This is a genomic window from Pseudomonas protegens (assembly GCF_003732485.1).
Lineage (GTDB): Bacteria > Pseudomonadota > Gammaproteobacteria > Pseudomonadales > Pseudomonadaceae > Aquipseudomonas > Aquipseudomonas protegens_B.
Genome location: NZ_MOAK01000056.1, coordinates 38,758 through 54,680, shown reverse-complemented (window position 1 = coordinate 54,680; position 15,923 = coordinate 38,758). Strand labels below are relative to the sequence as shown.

Genomic DNA, 15,923 nt, shown 5'->3' with positions numbered 1-15,923 from the left:
AAGCAGATGGGCCGCAGCCTCGGCACCGAAGTGGATGACTTCATCTGGAACCTGCGCTGGCGCGGACACCGGATCATCCAGCAGCGGGTGGAAAAGTACGCCATCGCCTGCGACCTCAAGCACGGTCATCTGCACGCGGCCTACAAGCCCAGCCACCTGCCGGGCCTGCGCGCCGACTACGAAGAAGCGGTGCGCCGCGGCATGGGCGACGAAGTCAGCCTGCTGGACCGGGCCCAGGTGCGCGGCCTGCTGGAAAGCGACCTCTATCACGGCGCCATCAAGAACACCCGCAACCTGCACCTGCACCCGCTGAACCTGTGCATCGGCGAAGCCCGGGCTGCCGAAAGCCTGGGAGCGCTGATCTTCGAGCACAGCCAGGTGCTGGAGATCGTCCACGGCGAACGCCCGGCGGTGATCACCGCCCAGGGCCGGATCGACGCCAAGCAGGTGCTGCTGGCCGGCGACGTCTACCACAAGCTGGAGCCGAAGAAGCTCAAGGGCAAGATCTTCCCGGCCATGGGCGGCATCGTCACCACCGAGCCGTTGGGCGACCTGGCCAAGCGCCTCAACCCCGAGGACCTGGCGGTCTACGACTGCCGCTTCGTCCTCGACTACTACCGCATGACCGCCGACGGCCGCCTGCTGTTCGGCGGCGGCGCCAACTACAGCGGCAAGGACTCGCGGGACATCGCCGGCGAACTGCGCCCGTGCATCGAGCGCACCTTCCCGGCGCTCAAGGGCGTGGCCATCGACTTCCAGTGGAGCTGCGCCATGGGCATCGTGATCAACCGCATCCCGCAACTGGGCAAGCTCTCGGACAACGTCTGGTACTGCCAGGGCTACTCCGGGCACGGCGTGGCCACCAGCCACATCATGGGCGAGATCATGGCCGAGGCCCTGACCGGCCACCTCGGCCATTACGACACCTTCGCCGCCTGCCGGCACATTCGCGTGCCCTTTGGCGACCAGTTGGGCAACCCGATGCTGGCGGCAGGCATGTGGTACTACCAGATGCTGGAGAAACTGCGCTAACCCCGGCCCCGGTACGCACTGGCGTACAGCACCGTCAACAAGCCGTTCGACACGATCCTGGGGCTGCTACCGAGCATCCTCCAGGATCAGGTCGGCGCCCTTCTCCGCCACCATCAGCACCGCCGCGTGGGTGTTGCCGGAGGTGACGTTGGGGAAGATCGAGGCATCGACGATGCGCAGCCCCGCCAGACCATGCACCTTGAGGCGCTTGTCCACCACCGAGCGCTGCTCGTCGCGGCCCATGGCGCAGGAACCGCACAGGTGGTAGATCGAGCCGCTGTTCTCGCGAAAGTACTGCAGCATCTGCTCATCACTGTCCACCGCCGGCCCCGGTAGCACTTCATCCACGGTAATGCTCTTGAGCGCCGGAGCCTGCATGATCTTGCGCAGCAGCCGGCTGCCCTGGATCACCTCGGCAATGTCCTTGTCGGTGCTCAGGTAGTTGGGGTCGATCAGCGCCGCATCGCGAGGGTTCTTCGAGGCGATCTGGATGCTGCCGCGACTGGTGGGCCGGCACGGGTTGAAGCACAGCAGAAAGCCGGAATACGGCTCGGGCTTGAGGCTGGCCTTGGTGCTCTTGGGGATCTGGTACGACAGCGGGTTGAAGTACAGCTGCAGGTTGGGGTGTTCCTGCACGGCATCGCCACGGAAGAAACCGCCGGCCTGGTTGACGCTCATGGCCAGTGCGCCCTTGCGCGTCAGCAAGTATTGCAGGCCCAGCTTGAGCTGGCCGAACAGCGAGCTGAGCTGGTCGTTGAGAGTCGGCACATTGGCCTTGTAGTAGTAGCTGACGCACAAGTGGTCCTGCAAGTTCTGTCCCACCGCCGGCAGGTGGCGAACCAAAGGAATCCGGTGCCGGGCCAGCAACTCACGATCACCAACCCCGGACAGTTGCAGGATCTTCGGCGTGTCCACCGCACCGGCACACAGGATCACTTCCTTGTTGGCATTGAAGGTCCGGATAACACCGTGCTGGGTCACACTGATCCCGGTGGCACGCTGTTTCTGCTCGTCGAACTGGACCCGGTCCACCAGTGCGTAATGCTCGACCTTGAGATTCGGCCGGCTCAACGCCGGATGCAGATGGGCAAAACTGCTGGAGCAGCGCTGGCCATTGCGGGTGTTGACGTCGTAGATCCCGGCACCTTCGAATTTGGCACCATTGAAATCTTCACTGCGCGAGTAGCCCAGTTCCTCGCAGCCTTTGAGGAACACATCGCAGATGGGATGGGTCTGGCCCTTCATCGGGGTGATGCTGATGGGGCCGCTGCCGCCGTGGTACTGGCTGTCTCCCAGAGGATGATTCTCCAGCTTGCGGAAATACGGCAGCACCTCGTCGAAGCTCCAGCCCTCATTGCCATCGGCCGCCCAATCATCGAAATCATGGGCCTGGCCGCGTACATAGATCATCGCGTTGATCGAGCCGGAGCCGCCCTGGACCTTGCCCCGCGGTGCGTAGATAGCTCGGTCGCCGAGCTGCTTCTGCGGTTGGCTGTAGTACATCCAGTTGAAGTGAGGGTTGTAATACATCTTGGCGAAACCCACCGGAATCTTGAACCAGAACGATGAGTCCTTGCCGCCCGCTTCCAGTAGCAATACCGAGTATTGGCCCGAGGCCGAGAGCCGGTTGGCCAGAACGCAGCCGGCGGCGCCGGCGCCGGCGATGATGTAGTCATATGTCATGCAGGGTTACCGCTCAGGTCGTATTGAAGGCAGCCGTAGCGGCTGCCCATGCCCTGCCCGTTACCGGGCGGGAAATGCTCAGCCCTTGGCCGGGGAGTGGTCGTTGACGTCGGCCGGAGTCGCGGCCATTTGCAAGTGCAGGCGTTCACCGCTGTAAGGCGAGTGCCTGCGTACCACGTCCATGTTCAGCTCCACCCCCAGGCCCGGCTCGCTGGACGGGATGATGTAGCCGTCCTCCCATTGCAAAGGCTTGGTCAGCACTTCGGCGTGGAAGCCGCCCCAGGTCATGATGCTTTCCTGGATCAGGAAGTTCGGTGTGCAGGTGGCCAGCTGGAAACTCGCCGCCGCGCCAATCGGGCCGTTGTACAGGTGCGGGGCGATCTGCGCGTAGTAGACCTCGGCCATGCTGGCGATCTTCTTCGCCTCCAGCAGGCCACCGCAGCGCGCCACGTTCATCTGCAGGATCGAGGCGCCACCGGCCTGCAGCAGCTTGAAGAACTCGTACTTGGTGGTCAGGCGCTCGCCGGTGGCGATCGGGATGCTGGTCTTGGCCGCCACCTGCGCCATGGCCTGCTCCTGGCCCGGCGGCACTGGCTCCTCGAACCACAGCGGGTCGTATTGTTCCAGACGCTTGGCCAGGCGAATGGCCGAGGACGGCACCATCTGCCCATGGGTGCCGAACAGCAGGTCGCAGCGATTGCCCACCGCTTCACGGATCTTGCGGCAGAAGGTTTCACAACGCTCCAGCACTTCCAGGGACAGCTGGTGTCCGGAGTACGCGGTGTAGGGACCGGCCGGGTCGAACTTCAGGGCGGTGAAGCCCTGGTTCATATTCTTTACTGCGCATTCGGCGGCCAGGTCCGGGTCGTCGTAGTCGTATTCGCCGCGGCTGTTGAGCGGATACAGATAGGTATAGGAACGCAGGCGCTCATGGACCTTGCCCCCCAGCAGTTCATACACCGGTTTGTTCGCCGCCTTGCCAATGATGTCCCAGCAGGCCATCTCCAGGCCGCTGACCACGCCCATCATGGTCAAGTCCGGGCGCTGGGTGAACCCGCTGGAATAGGCCTGGCGGAAGAAGCGTTCGATATGGTGCGGGTCATGGTCCAGCAGGTAGCGCTGGAACACGTCCTCGATGATCGGCAGCATCGCCTGGGGGCCGAAGGTGGCGGCATAGATCTCGCCCACGCCTTCGATGCCGCAGGCGGTGCGCAGCTTGACGAACAGCCAGTACATGCCGCCGATATGCGGTGGCGGGACGGCGACGATATGGGTTTCAAGGGCGACGATTTTCATCTCAGGCTCCTGTTTGCGAATGCTGCTGGGTACGGTTGACGCGAGCGCGCAGAGCGATCGCGGCCAAGGTGCCAAGGGCGCCGACCGCGGCGATATAGCCGAAGTACAAGCGGTAGCCCAAGGCCCCGGGGAAATGTTCGGTGAGATAGCCGTTGATCAGCGGGATAAAGGCGTCCGGCAGGTAGCCCACTACCGACACGATGCCAATAGCCAGGCCGGTGATGCGCAGGGGAATCCGGCAGGTATCGAGGATCGCCCAGTACAGCCCGCGAATGGCGTAGGTCATCAGACCGATGAAGATCACTGTGGCGATCAACAAGCCCAGGCTGCCCAGGGCCGGGAACAGGATCAGCCCGACGATCCCCAGGGTCGCCAGCAACAGCGCCACGATCAGCACCGAGATGTTCGAGAAACGGTCCCCCAGCCAGCCACCACCGATGCCACCCAGAGGCCGCATCCACAGCTTGATGGTGGTGATGGTGCCGGCCATCACCGCGGTCATGCCGCTGCCCTGCAGGTAGTCGGAGAAGCTGTAGGTGGCCCAGAAGATGTGGTAGCCACAGAACACAATGGCGGTTACCAGCCACAGCTCGGGGATCTTCACCAGGGTCGCCAGGTCGCTGAGCAGATTGAAGCGCCCCTGCTCCACCGGCGCCGTGTCCTCCATGGACTTGGGGTCCTTGAGCAGCACCAGTACGCAGCCGATGGCCATGCAGGTGAAGGAGTACAGATAGACCACGTGACGGAAACCCTCGGCCGTCGACTCACCACGGGTCTCGGTGGCCAGGGCGAACAAGCCCAGGGCCAGGGTCGCCAGCAAGGCTTCCACCAGGCCACGGCCACCGTCGAGGATGCCAAAGAAACGCCCCTGTTCGGTATGGTGGGCAATCATCTTCACCCGCTTGAGCACCGAGGCCCAGAACGTCAGCCCGGTGGTCAGCCCCCAGCAGCCGAAGATGATCATCAGCGAAGTCAGTGATGGCGCGGTGGAGTACCACAGGCCCAGGGCGCCAGTGGCCACCAGGGAGAAGAAAATCAGAAAGCGCGGAGCGATGCGGTCCGCCAGCCAGCCGCTGGGCAGGTAGCTGATCAGGAAGATGGTGCCGAGCATGGAGTACAGGTAACCCAGCTCGCTGTGGTTGATCTGCAGCACCTCAAGCATGGTGGTCTGGTAGACCTGGCGCAGGTACAGGATCGGGTAGATCGCTCCGGCGGCCAGCACCAGCAGCATCAGTTGAAAGTAACGACTGCCCTTGTCGCTGTTACCCACCGGCAACCCGGCAGAATCCTGAGCCGAGATCAGATCGGCTGCATGCTTAGACATAACGATGCCCTCGGGCGCCGGTATCCGGCGCCGCTCATTATTATTAGTGGGGCAGCGGCAAGCTTGGAGCTTCAAGCGGCCAGAACGACTGCGGTGCTCTGGCTGGCAGCTTGCTGCTGATGACTTGCAGTTGCCTTTAGAAAGGCATGACCACCAGGCGGGTCTGGGTGAACTCGAGCATGCCGTGCTTGCCGTCGTCACCGCCCAGCCCTGAGCGCTTCCAGCCGGCGTGGTAGCCCTGGTAGGGGTCGGCCGGGGTTCGGTTGACGTACAGCTCGCCGGCCTGAATGGCCCCGGCGACCTTCATCGCGGTACGGTAATTCTCGGTATAGAGCACCGAAGCCAGGCCGAACTGATGGTCATTGGCCAAGGCCAGGGCTTCATCGATATCCCGATACTTGAGCACCGGCAGTACCGGCCCGAAGATTTCCTCCTGAACGATCTCCATCTCCTGACGGCAAGCGCTGAGCAGCGTCGGCGGATAGAAATGCCCTGGCCCCTCGGGCATCGTGCCACCGGCTTCGAGCACCGCCCCCTGCGCTACCGCTCGCTGCACCAGACCATGGATCGCCACCCGCGAAGCCGCACTGACCAGAGGCCCCATGCGGCTTGGGTCCTGGCGCCGGTCGCCGAATTGGACGGCGGCGATCTTGTCCTTGAGCAGCGCCAGGAAGCGCTCATGCACGCTTTCGTGGACATAGACTCGCTCCACCGCCGTGCACAACTGCCCGCAATGGGTGGTCTTGGAAGCGATGATGGCGCTGGCGGCCTGCTCCAGGTCGGCATCGGGCTCGATGATGGCCGGGGTCTTGCCGCCCAGCTCCAGGGACGGCTTGGCGATATTGGCCTTGCAGTAGTCGAGCACGATACGCCCGGCATTGACGCTGCCGGTCAGGGTGATCATGCCCACTGCCGGGTGGGTACAGACGGTGGCAGCGGTGGCATGGTCCATGGTCAGGATGTTCACTACCCCAGGCGGCAGGCCAGCCTGCTGGACCGCCCGAGCGATCTCAAAAGCCGAAATCGGCGTGTTGTTGCTCGGACGCACCACCACCGTGTTGCCGGCGATCAGCGCCGGCGCCACCTTGCGTAGCAGGGTGTAGACCGGGTAGTTGAACGGGATCAGGCAAGCCACGACGCCAATCGCCTCGCGGTGTAGAAACAGCTTTTCGTCTGGGCTGTCGCTGGGAATGATCTCGCCCTCGATGCGGCGCGCCCATTCAGCGTGATAACGAGTGATCTGCGCGGCATAGCGGGCTTCATTGCTGGCATCCGCCAGGCTTTTGCCCGACTCGGCTGCCAGAGCCTGGCCAATGGCGTCGGCACGCGACTCCAGGGCGTCGGCCAATGCACGCAGGTAGTCACCGCGCTGGATACTGGTCAACGCTGCCCATTTTTTCTGGGCAACGCAGGCGGCGGTCACCGCAGCATGGGCCTCTTCCTGATTCGCGGCCGAGACATGCCCCACAAGGGTTTCGTCGGCCGGATCATAAACCGCGATGGATACGCCGCTGGCTGGTTTGATGAAGTCGCCGTTAACAAAATTCTGTTCAAGTTGCATGTAAGTTGCCCCGTCGTTGGCAGAGAAGTGGCGCAGGCAGCCTGGAAGCGATCCAGGCCCGGCGGTCAAAGGGTCTGGCGTGGTCGAGCGGGCACAGCGCAGCGATCGACGGACAGGGCAATGGCGTGCAGGCAAGACTGGAAGCCGCGGACAAGGTGCAGCGACAGGCAATCGACAAGGACCGGATATGGCATGGCTGGGCACTCGGGTTGTTGTTATGTGAGTGCTGGCAGTCTTGTCGTCCGGCACGACAAGGACAAACGATTAATTAAACGAACTAACATGCAAAAAACGCAGGTTATAACGCACTGATGATGGTGGCCTGACGGACCTCTTCGCTGGCAAGCCAGCTCCTACACAGGTTGTGCATGTGGGCTTTTGTAGGAATCGGCTCGCCGACGAAGGCGGTCGCCCGGCCTCTAGCGCAGGGGTGTGGAGGCTGTGGACGGCTCAAGCTGGCGTTGCGCCAGCCAGATTTCCTCTTCGAGCCACTGGCTAAACACCTGCAGTTGCGGCAACGGAGCCTGTGCTGGACGTGTCACCAGCCAGTAAGACTGGTGCCCCTCCACATGCACGTTGTGCACCTGGGTCAACTGCCCCGCTGCCAGTTCCGCCGCCACCATGTGCCAGTCGGCAATGGTAATTCCCAAACCCTCGGTGGCCGCGTGGATGGCCAGATCCAGAAGGTCGAACTCATAGCCGCCCTGAGTATCGACCCCGGTGATCCGCGCGGCATCCAGCCAGTGCTTCCAGGTCAGGTAGCGCTGGTCTTCCCGGGCCAATACATGCAACAGGGTCATGCGCTTGAGATCGATGCCCTGCTCCGCCGATTCCCGGGCCAGTAGCGAAGGCGCGCAGACGGCGATATGCCGCTCCTGAAACAGCAGCGAACTGTCCAGGCCATCCCACTCACCGTCACCAAAGCGGATTGCGCAATCCAGGGTCGCGGTTTCCGCCAGGCTGTCCTGCAAACGCGTGGTCAGGCTCAGTTCCAGCTCCGGGTGCTGTTCACGCAGGCGCCCCAGGCGCGGCAGCAGCCAGCGACTGGCGAAGGTCGGTGGTGCATTGAGGTGCAAGCGATTGGTGTGGGATTTCTGCGCAATCCCGCGCAACGTCAACTCGATCTTGTCGAAGGACTGGTGCAGGGCCCGCAGCAGCACACGCCCGGCACTGGTCAGCTCCAGGTGATGATGGCGCCGTTGCAGCAGGCTTTCCCCCAACTGCTCCTCCAGTTGCCGGACCTGACGGCTGACCGCACTCTGGGTGACGTTGAGCAATTCGGCGGCCCGGGTAAAACTGCCGGTGCTGCCGGCGACCTCGAAGGCTTTGAGCGCATTGAGCGCAGGCATCTTGCGTTTCACGACAGTCTCTCTAACGGCTGCAGGAGGCGCAGAGCATCGCATGCCAGCGCGGGCAGAAGCCATGGGACTAACATTCATTTTAGTCATGCGTGGGAGCTGAATAAATCGTTTGTAGAGCCCGCAGTGGCTGGCAACACTGCGGGCACACACAACAATACGAGTAACACTCATGCCTCATCTCTCCCTTGCACCGACGGTCACCGCTGGCTGAAGCCACAGCGTTCGCCCCCTCTGATTCCTTTCACCCTTGGCTGCCGCCCTTGCCGCGGCCGGGTTCATTGCACCCGACAATAACAATCCGGGAGAAAACCCCATGCTTTACAAACGCTCTGGCCTACTGTGCAACTTCGCCCTGCTGGGCAGCCTCGCCACCCCCGCTCTGGCCGTGCAAGTCACCGACCACCTGGATCTGGGCGGCGCGGTTCGCGCGCGCTGGGACTACGATCCCGACCGGGATATCCAGACCTTCAACTTCGACACCGCGATCCTCAGTGCCAAATACAGCTCCGACACCTGGATCGGCGCCGCCAAGTACCGCTTTTACGGTCGCGCCTACCCCTACCGCTACACCGACAAAGTGGGCGACATCGCTTTCGCCGAGAGCGCTTGGATCGGCTACCGGTTCAACCCCGAGCAGCAGGTACAGGTCGGTCTGAACCAGATACCCTTCGGCCTGCAACCGTATTTTGGCAGCACCTTTTTCGAAACCCTGGGCAACGTGGTCGGCCTGGAGGACATCCAACAGATCGGTGCCAAGTACATCCAGCAGCACGGCGACTGGAACCTCCAGGCCGGCTACTACCTGCGCCCGGCCTGGCAAGGCAAGGGCACCAGCAACGGCCGCACCTATTCCAGCGTCGTGTCCTCTGCCGACAGCTACGTGGCCGACGGCAGTGACAACCGCGAACGCAACACCCTGGTGCTGCGGGTGGCACGGGCCGTGCAACTGGGTGACTGGGCATCGGAAGTCGGAGTCTCGGGCCTGACCTCGACCCTGAAAAACAACGACACCCACAACGACGGCAGGCGCAATGCCTTGGCCGTCCACTACCGGGGTAAGAACGGCCCGTGGGGCGTGCAATTGCAGGCGGCGCGCCAGCAGATGTCGCCACGCAATCCGGGCACCGATGAGCTGGTAACCCTGGGCGGCTACGACGGCACCTTCAACGTCGCCAGCCGCGGCAACCTGTATGTCGCCGACCTGAGTTACGACGTCGACGGCAAGTACCTGTTCGATCAGGTCAGCGGGGTCAAGCTGTACGCCAACTACAGTGCATTCGACAAGTCGGCCAGCGCCTACAAGACCTCCCAGCGGATGATCCTCGGCAGCTCGTTCTCGCTGAGCAAGCTGTGGATCGCCACCGAATGGCTGTTCGGCAAGAACGATCCGTACATCGGGGGTAGCAGTTATGCTCAGAGCCTGGGGGCCGGAGGCAGCAACCAATGGGAAAACCAGGTGTATGTGAATATCGGCTACTACTTCTGAATCCTTGCCGGCCCTTTCGCTGGCAAGCCAGCTCCTACAGTTGGCAGGAATATCGCGGGAGACTCTGTAGGAGCCGGCTTGCCGGCGAAGGTGATCTAGTGTTCCTCTTCGCTGGCAAGCCAGCGCCCTCGGAGGGCAGCTACTGGATCAGATGGGCGCCCTAAAAGAAGCGCCTTACAACAACAATAAACCTGCCCCGCCACTTCCTGCGCTCAGCCCGCCAGGCTTGGATCGCTGCTTTCTGGCGCCAGGTGCGGAGTCTGCCCGCCATGCGCCAACTGCCCTCTCTGAACATGCTTCGGGTCTTCGAGGAAGTCGCCCGCCATCGCAGCTTCAGCCAGGCCGCACCCGTCCTCAACGTCACTCAGGGCGCGGTTAGCCGACAGATCAAGCAATTGGAGGACTACCTCGGTGTGGCGCTGTTCAGCCGCTCCCCTCAAGGGTTGGCGCTGACCGAGGCCGGCGCGGCCCTGGCGCCGAACCTGGGAGAGGCCTTCGATCATATGGAGCGGGCCCTGCAAGCCCTGCGTGTACCCAATCTGCGCCAGCGCCTGCGCATCGTCGCGCCGCCCACCTGGGCCACCCGCTGGCTGTCGGCGCAGTTGCGGGACTTCTGCCAGCGCTACCCGGATATTAGCCTCAGCGTGACCCAGCACAACCACCACGACAGCCCGGCCGAAGTCGACTGCGAGATCCGTTTTGGCCTACAGGCCGCCGTCCATTGCCAGAGCCAACTGCTGGTGATGGAGCGGCATATTGCCGTGGCCAGCCCGGAGCTGTTCAGCGCCGGCCAGGCGCCGGATCTCAGGCGCTTTCCGCTGTTGCACATCCTGCATGCCGGCAAGCGTTTGCAGGTCTGGGAGAACTGGCTGGCGGCCGTGGGCCGCAACGACATCGACGCCCAGGCGGGGTTGGAGTTCAGCACCTTGGACCAGGTGATCCACACAGCCTTGGCCGGTGGCGGGCTGGCAGTGATCGATCGGCAGATGATCGAACGGGAACTGGCGGATGGGCACCTGCTACCGATCACCCCGGTGGAGGTGATCGGCCCTTACGGCTACTGGCTGGACGTGGCGAATGGCAAACAGGGGCTGTCCAAAGTGCAGCTGTTCACCCAATGGCTGGGGCTGGTGAGCAACCCCTGAGGGCTCGTGGTTTCTCGTAGGAGCTGGCTTGCCAGCGAAGGCAACCTCAAGGCTTATGCAACACTCTCTGGCCCCTTCGCCGGCAAGCCGGCCTCTACAGCGGTCGGGCGGGGCGACATCAGATCGGTGAGGCGACCTTCGGCAGATCGCGTCCGACCAAGTCAGCAGCGCTCACGCTGCACGCCTGGTTGAGCGTGAGTGACTTGGTCTCTGGCGCCCAGGCCCAGGAAATCAGTGCCCCCAGAGCCAGGATCCCGGCGAGAATGCCCATGGTCGGGCTGAGGCCGATCCCGGCTACGCTCACCGGCAGCAGGAAGGTGCTGATAGCCGAGCCCAGGCGACTCACAGCGGTGGCCAGGCCAATGCCGCTGGCACGTACCTCGGTGGGGAAACTCTCCGCCGGAAACACCCCCACCAGGTTACTCACCGCCGACAGCACCAGGGTGAACACGCCGAACAGCAGCACCATCAACCAGGCTGCGCTACCCGGCAATACCGCCAGCAGCAACAGCGCCACCGCCAGGATAATGAAGGAGTTGATCAGGAACCCCCGGCGAGAAAACTTCACCGTGCACCAGATACCGATCAACGCGCCGAGGATCAGCAGCAGGTTGAGCATCAGTTCGGTGCCAAAGCCCTCGGCCAGACCCATCTTCTGCAGGATCGACGGCAGGAAGGTGTAGATGGCGAAGTACGGCATGACGATGCACACGAAGAACAGGCAGTTGAAGGCGGTGCGCTTGCGGTACTCGGGGCTGAACAGCACGGCGTAGCCGGAGCGGGCTTTGCCGCTGGCTTGCTCGTCCAGCACCACGTTGGCCCCCAGGTGCTTGTGCACGATGGCTCGGGCCTCGGCGATACGCCCGCGGTTGACCAGCCAACGCGGCGACTCCGGGGTACCTATGCGCGCCAGCAAAATCAGCCCGGCGGGTATCGCCGAGGACGCCAGCATCCAACGCCAGGCATCGTCGCCGAGACTGAGCATGGCGGTACCGACAAAGGTCGCGGCGACGTAACCGAAAGTCCAGATCACGCTGAACGAACCCAGCAGCACACCACGGTGCTTCTTCGGTGCAAACTCGGCGAGCATCGCGTGGCCGACACTGAAATCGCCGCCCAGGCCGATGCCGATCAGCACCCGGCAAAGAAACAGACCCATGGCAGTCTCGGCATAGAACTGCATCACCGAGGCCAGGGTGATCAGCACGAAGCTGACCAGAAAGATCTTCTGCCGTCCCAGGTGATCGGAGATCCAGCCGAAGAACAGACTGCCGATAAACAGTCCCATCAGCGCCGAGGCGCCGATCAGGCCCTGCCAGAACGCATCCAGTTGCATCTGCGGGCTGAGCAGGGTGAAGGCGATACCGATCAGGCCGAGGATGTAGCCGTCGGTGAAGTGCGCGCCAAAGGTCAGGCCGGCAATTTTCAGGTGGAACCGGCCGATGGGCAGGTCATCAATCTTGACGGTTGCAGTGCTCATGTTCGTCTCCATTTATTGTTCTTGAATAAGAGATGAATCGAACCACGCAGGAGCCGGCTTGCTGGCGAAAGGGCCTTTGAGCCTTGCGCCCTTTCGCTGGCAAGCGGAACGCCGCCCGGCCAGCTCCTGCAACGGAAGGGCTGAGGGCTAGAGGCCGCCCATCAGCAGGTATTTGATCTCCAGGTAATCGTCCAGGCCGTATCTGGAACCTTCGCGGCCAAGGCCCGATTCCTTGATCCCGCCAAAGGGCGCCACTTCGGTGGAAATGATGCCTTCGTTAATGCCCACCATGCCCGCCTCCAAACCCTCGGCCACGCGCCAGACTCGGCCGATGTCGCGACTGTAGAAGTAGGCCGAAAGGCCGAATGGCGTGTCATTGGCCCGCTGCAGCACTTCGGCTTCATCTTTGAAGCGAAAGCACGCCGCCACTGGGCCGAAGATTTCTTCCTGAGCGATCAGCATCTCGCCACTGGCTTCAGTGAGGATGGTGGGTTCGAAGAAGGTGCCGCCCAGGGCATGACGACGGCCGCCGCACAGCAGCCGGGCACCCTTCTCCAGTGCATCGCCGACATGCGCCTCGACCTTGGCCAGGGCCGCCGCATTGATCAGCGGGCCTTGCTCGGTATCGCCATCCAGGGCACTGCCGACCCGTAGGGCGGCCACCGCCTCGGCCAGCTTGGCGGTGAAGGCCTCGTACACACCCTCCTGGATAAAGAAGCGGTTGACGCAGACACAGGTCTGCCCGGTGTTGCGGAACTTCGAGGCCATGGCGCCCTTGACCGCAGCGTCCAGGTCGGCATCGTCGAAGACAATGAACGGCGCGTTCCCACCCAGTTCCAGGGAGACTTTCTTCAGGGTGTCGGCGGCCTGGCGCATCAGCAGTTTGCCGGTGCGGGTCGAGCCGGTGAATGACAACTTGCGCACCACACTCGAGGCCTGCAGCGCCTCGCCAATGGCCGGGGCATCGCCGGACACAATGTTCAGCACCCCGGCCGGGATCCCCGCCTGCTCTGCCAGCACCCCGAGGGCGAAGGCCGATAGCGGGGTTTCCTCCGAGGGCTTGAGGATTATCGTGCAACCGGCGGCCAAGGCCGGGCCGACCTTGCGCGTGACCATGGCCAAGGGGAAGTTCCACGGGGTGATAGCCGCGACCACGCCGACGGCCTCCTTGGTCACGATAATCCGCGCGTCAGCCTTATGGCTGGGGATCACATCCCCGTAGGCGCGCTTGGCCTCCTCGCCGAACCATTCCAGGAAGCTCGCGGCATAGACCACCTCGCCCATGGCTTCGGCCAGGGGCTTACCCTGTTCGCGGCTGAGCAAGGTGGCCAGTTCGCGCTGCTGGGCCAGCATCAGTTCGCTCCAGCGCTTGAGCCGCTGACTGCGCTCCTTGGCGGTGAGTGCGCGCCAGGCCGGCAATGCGCGTTCGGCGGCGGCGATGGCCAGGCGGGTTTCCTCGGCGCCGGCCTTTTGCACCTGGGCGATCAGCTCGCCATTGGCCGGGTTGTACACTGGATAGCTGGGGCCGCCGCTGGACCAGTGGCCATCGATGAAATGGCCGGTACGGATCAATGCGCTCATGCCAGTGCCTCACTCAGGAAAAAGCGCTCCAGCCCCGGACGGGCCACGCGCAGGATACGTTTGCCGGCGGTGTAGTCGTTGATCACATCGCAGGGGGTGTAGTTGCGCTCCAGCTCGTGCAGCTCCTCGGCATCCAGGGTGGTCTCCAGGGCGGCCAGGGCACTATCGAACTGCGCAGTGGTGTCGGCGCCCACCAGCATGCAATCGACCCCGGGGTGCTTGAGCACCCAGGCCTGGGCCACCTGGGCGTTGGACAGACCGCGGGCGCACGCCACGCGCTGTACCGAGCGGGCAATCTGCAACGAGGCCTCATCGCTGTACATCTGCTGGGTAAAAAAGTCCGTCTGGTTGCGGGTCGACTGCACGTCACCGGTAAGCAAGCCACGGGCCAGGGGGCTGAACACCGAGATGCCCAAGCCTTGGTCACGGCAGAATGGGATCATCTCGCGCTCTTCCTCGCGGTAGGCGCAGTTCAGTTGCAGCTGCATGTTGATCGGCTTGACCCAGCCATGGCGCTCGCAGGCCATGAGCAGCTTCGCCAGTTGCCCGGTGAGCATGGTGGAGACGCCGATGTAGCGAGCCTTGCCGGCACGGACGATATCGTCCAGCGCCTGCATGGTTTCTTCCACTGGGGTGTTCACATCGAAGTAATGCAGCATGAACACATCGACGTAATCCATGCCCAGGCGCTTGAGCGAGGCATCGATGCTGTCGAGGATATGTTTGCGCGAATGACCGCTGGCATTGATCCCGCTGCGGGTGCCGTAGCCGACCTTGGTGGTGATCACCAGGTCCTCGCGGCGCGCCAGACGCTTGACGATGCGCCCCACCACCTCTTCACCGACGCCTGCGGAATAGAAGTCCGCCAGGTCGATGAAATTCACCCCGTGATCCAGGGCGTGAGCAACGATGGGCTCACTCTGTTTTTCATCGAAGATCCAGGGTTTCCAGTCCGGGGTGCCCATGTTCATGGTGCCCAGGCACAGGCGCGAGACTTGCAGGCCGGAGTGGCCCAATCGAATGTATTGCATGCTGCGCTCCTCAGGCCTTGGGGGTGTAGAACGGGTTGCTAATCTGACTCACCACATCCGCCAATTGGCCGCGTTCGGGCTTTCCGGTCAGGGCCGCGCGGATCGCCGTGCGGCAGGCGTTGTAGTTGTTGAGGTAGACCGCATCCAAATCATCGCAGTCCGGATTGACCCAGTTCGCGGTGACAATCGCCCATTGATCTTCGGCCTCGGCTGGCAAGGTGCCGTCCAGCAGGGCTTCGAGCACCGCCTTGGCAATACCGGCCTGGGATGCGCCCCAGGTGGCCTGGCCGTGCAGCTCACTGACGATGGCTGCCTTGTTCACGTAGAGGGTCATGGGTTTAACCGGCAAGTTCGGTTGGGCAATCACCATGAACGGGCAATGGCCCTGACTCGGCGAGGCTAGGCTGTTGGCGAAGGCCTGCCCGGCCGGGCCATTGCGCGGGCCGATGAGAATGTTGATGTGGGCCGCGTTGACGCCCGGGCCTTCGAAGCCTTCACCGATATAGAGGTCGAGTGGGTGCATGAGTACTTACTCGTTGAGGATGCAAGGGAAAGTAGCCGGATCAGCCGAGTCGGCACCGGACCGGGGGAACAGACAGGTCAAGGAGCGTGGCCGCAGGCCGCTGCAACGCGGGCCGGGAAGCCCGGCAGGACGAGAGAAAGTCATGGCGCAAACGCTCTTTTTTGTTATAGGTGAGCTGTGTTTGCGTTGTTTTAGCACCGGGCTCGCTGGATCCCGTAACCATTAAAAGTCATGCGGCCATGAGCTTTAGTCATACCCCGGCTCAGACCCAAGACGTCAGGCATGTGGTACTACCAGATGCTGGAGAAACTGCGCTGAGGGCCCGACGCGAGTCGGACGCCAACCGAGGCGCCAGCAACGCTTGATGAGACGCCCCGTTGTTCAGTAGTCTGCCCGCCCCTCGAAGGCATGGACCGCCCC

Annotated in this window: 12 protein-coding genes; 3 read left to right on the top strand and 9 right to left on the bottom strand. The window is 63.0% G+C overall.

What is annotated here, in order from left to right; all coding sequences use genetic code 11:
• Window positions 1-1,032: NAD(P)/FAD-dependent oxidoreductase (locus tag BLX41_RS15565; protein ID WP_185073594.1), on the top strand; the 1,032-nt coding region annotated here is incomplete at its 5' end.
• A 66-nt stretch (window positions 1,033-1,098) separates the two neighbouring features.
• Here the strand turns inward: BLX41_RS15565 and BLX41_RS15560 are convergent.
• The 5 genes from BLX41_RS15560 to BLX41_RS15540 all read right to left on the bottom strand — a co-directional run bounded on the left by BLX41_RS15560 (window position 1,099) and on the right by BLX41_RS15540 (window position 8,257).
• Window positions 1,099-2,715 carry a GMC family oxidoreductase gene (locus BLX41_RS15560; protein ID WP_123725625.1) on the bottom strand — a complete coding sequence of 539 codons (1,617 nt, stop codon included), beginning with the start codon at window positions 2,713-2,715 and terminating at the stop codon, window positions 1,099-1,101.
• A gap of 78 nt (window positions 2,716-2,793) precedes the next feature.
• Window positions 2,794-4,011: a mandelate racemase/muconate lactonizing enzyme family protein gene (locus tag BLX41_RS15555; RefSeq protein WP_123725624.1), complete on the bottom strand. Its 1,218-nt coding sequence runs from the start codon at window positions 4,009-4,011 to the stop codon at window positions 2,794-2,796.
• A gap of 1 nt (window position 4,012) precedes the next feature.
• Window positions 4,013-5,335: an MFS transporter gene (locus BLX41_RS15550; protein WP_123725623.1), complete on the bottom strand. Its 1,323-nt coding sequence runs from the start codon at window positions 5,333-5,335 to the stop codon at window positions 4,013-4,015.
• A gap of 136 nt (window positions 5,336-5,471) precedes the next feature.
• Entirely contained in the window at window positions 5,472-6,896 is a 1,425-nt protein-coding gene (gene aldA / locus BLX41_RS15545) for an aldehyde dehydrogenase (RefSeq protein ID WP_123725622.1), read from the bottom strand.
• Between the two features lie 419 nt (window positions 6,897-7,315).
• Window positions 7,316-8,257 carry a LysR substrate-binding domain-containing protein gene (locus BLX41_RS15540; RefSeq protein ID WP_123725621.1) on the bottom strand — a complete coding sequence of 314 codons (942 nt, stop codon included), beginning with the start codon at window positions 8,255-8,257 and terminating at the stop codon, window positions 7,316-7,318.
• 313 nt (window positions 8,258-8,570) lie between these two features.
• On the opposite strand from BLX41_RS15540, the gene BLX41_RS15535 reads away from it, so the two are divergent.
• A complete protein-coding gene (locus BLX41_RS15535) occupies window positions 8,571-9,743 on the top strand; it encodes a hypothetical protein (protein ID WP_123725620.1) in 1,173 nt (390 codons plus the stop codon).
• A gap of 269 nt (window positions 9,744-10,012) precedes the next feature.
• Window positions 10,013-10,888, top strand: a complete 876-nt coding sequence (locus BLX41_RS15525) for a LysR substrate-binding domain-containing protein (protein ID WP_123725619.1) — start codon at window positions 10,013-10,015, stop codon at window positions 10,886-10,888.
• A gap of 118 nt (window positions 10,889-11,006) precedes the next feature.
• On the opposite strand, the gene BLX41_RS15520 is transcribed toward BLX41_RS15525, so the two are convergent.
• The 4 genes from BLX41_RS15520 to fae all read right to left on the bottom strand — a co-directional run bounded on the left by BLX41_RS15520 (window position 11,007) and on the right by fae (window position 15,503).
• Window positions 11,007-12,368, bottom strand: a complete 1,362-nt coding sequence (locus BLX41_RS15520; RefSeq protein WP_123725618.1) for an MFS transporter — start codon at window positions 12,366-12,368, stop codon at window positions 11,007-11,009.
• Window positions 12,369-12,515: 147 nt separating this feature from the next.
• The gene (locus BLX41_RS15515) at window positions 12,516-13,949 is read right to left on the bottom strand and encodes an NAD-dependent succinate-semialdehyde dehydrogenase (protein WP_123725617.1); all 1,434 of its coding nucleotides are present in this window, start codon (window positions 13,947-13,949) and stop codon (window positions 12,516-12,518) included.
• Window positions 13,946-14,980 carry an aldo/keto reductase gene (locus BLX41_RS15510; protein WP_123725616.1) on the bottom strand — a complete coding sequence of 345 codons (1,035 nt, stop codon included), beginning with the start codon at window positions 14,978-14,980 and terminating at the stop codon, window positions 13,946-13,948. The genes BLX41_RS15515 and BLX41_RS15510 overlap by 4 nt, the downstream gene beginning before the upstream one ends.
• A gap of 10 nt (window positions 14,981-14,990) precedes the next feature.
• Entirely contained in the window at window positions 14,991-15,503 is a 513-nt protein-coding gene (gene fae / locus BLX41_RS15505) for a formaldehyde-activating enzyme (protein ID WP_123725615.1), read from the bottom strand.
• Window positions 15,504-15,923 lie beyond the last annotated feature (420 nt).

Bases quoted from the DNA above. Each gene is read 5' to 3' on its own strand.
- BLX41_RS15560 (WP_123725625.1), bottom strand. From the start codon at position 2,715: ATGACATATGACTACATCATCGCCGGCGCCGGCGCCGCCGGCTGCGTT.
- fae (WP_123725615.1), bottom strand. From the start codon at position 15,503: ATGCACCCACTCGACCTCTATATCGGTGAAGGCTTCGAAGGCCCGGGC.
- BLX41_RS15525 (WP_123725619.1), top strand. From the start codon at position 10,013: ATGCGCCAACTGCCCTCTCTGAACATGCTTCGGGTCTTCGAGGAAGTC.
- aldA (WP_123725622.1), bottom strand. From the start codon at position 6,896: ATGCAACTTGAACAGAATTTTGTTAACGGCGACTTCATCAAACCAGCC.
- BLX41_RS15515 (WP_123725617.1), bottom strand. From the start codon at position 13,949: ATGAGCGCATTGATCCGTACCGGCCATTTCATCGATGGCCACTGGTCC.
- BLX41_RS15550 (WP_123725623.1), bottom strand. From the start codon at position 5,335: ATGTCTAAGCATGCAGCCGATCTGATCTCGGCTCAGGATTCTGCCGGG.
- BLX41_RS15510 (WP_123725616.1), bottom strand. From the start codon at position 14,980: ATGCAATACATTCGATTGGGCCACTCCGGCCTGCAAGTCTCGCGCCTG.
- BLX41_RS15520 (WP_123725618.1), bottom strand. From the start codon at position 12,368: ATGAGCACTGCAACCGTCAAGATTGATGACCTGCCCATCGGCCGGTTC.
- BLX41_RS15555 (WP_123725624.1), bottom strand. From the start codon at position 4,011: ATGAAAATCGTCGCCCTTGAAACCCATATCGTCGCCGTCCCGCCACCG.
- BLX41_RS15535 (WP_123725620.1), top strand. From the start codon at position 8,571: ATGCTTTACAAACGCTCTGGCCTACTGTGCAACTTCGCCCTGCTGGGC.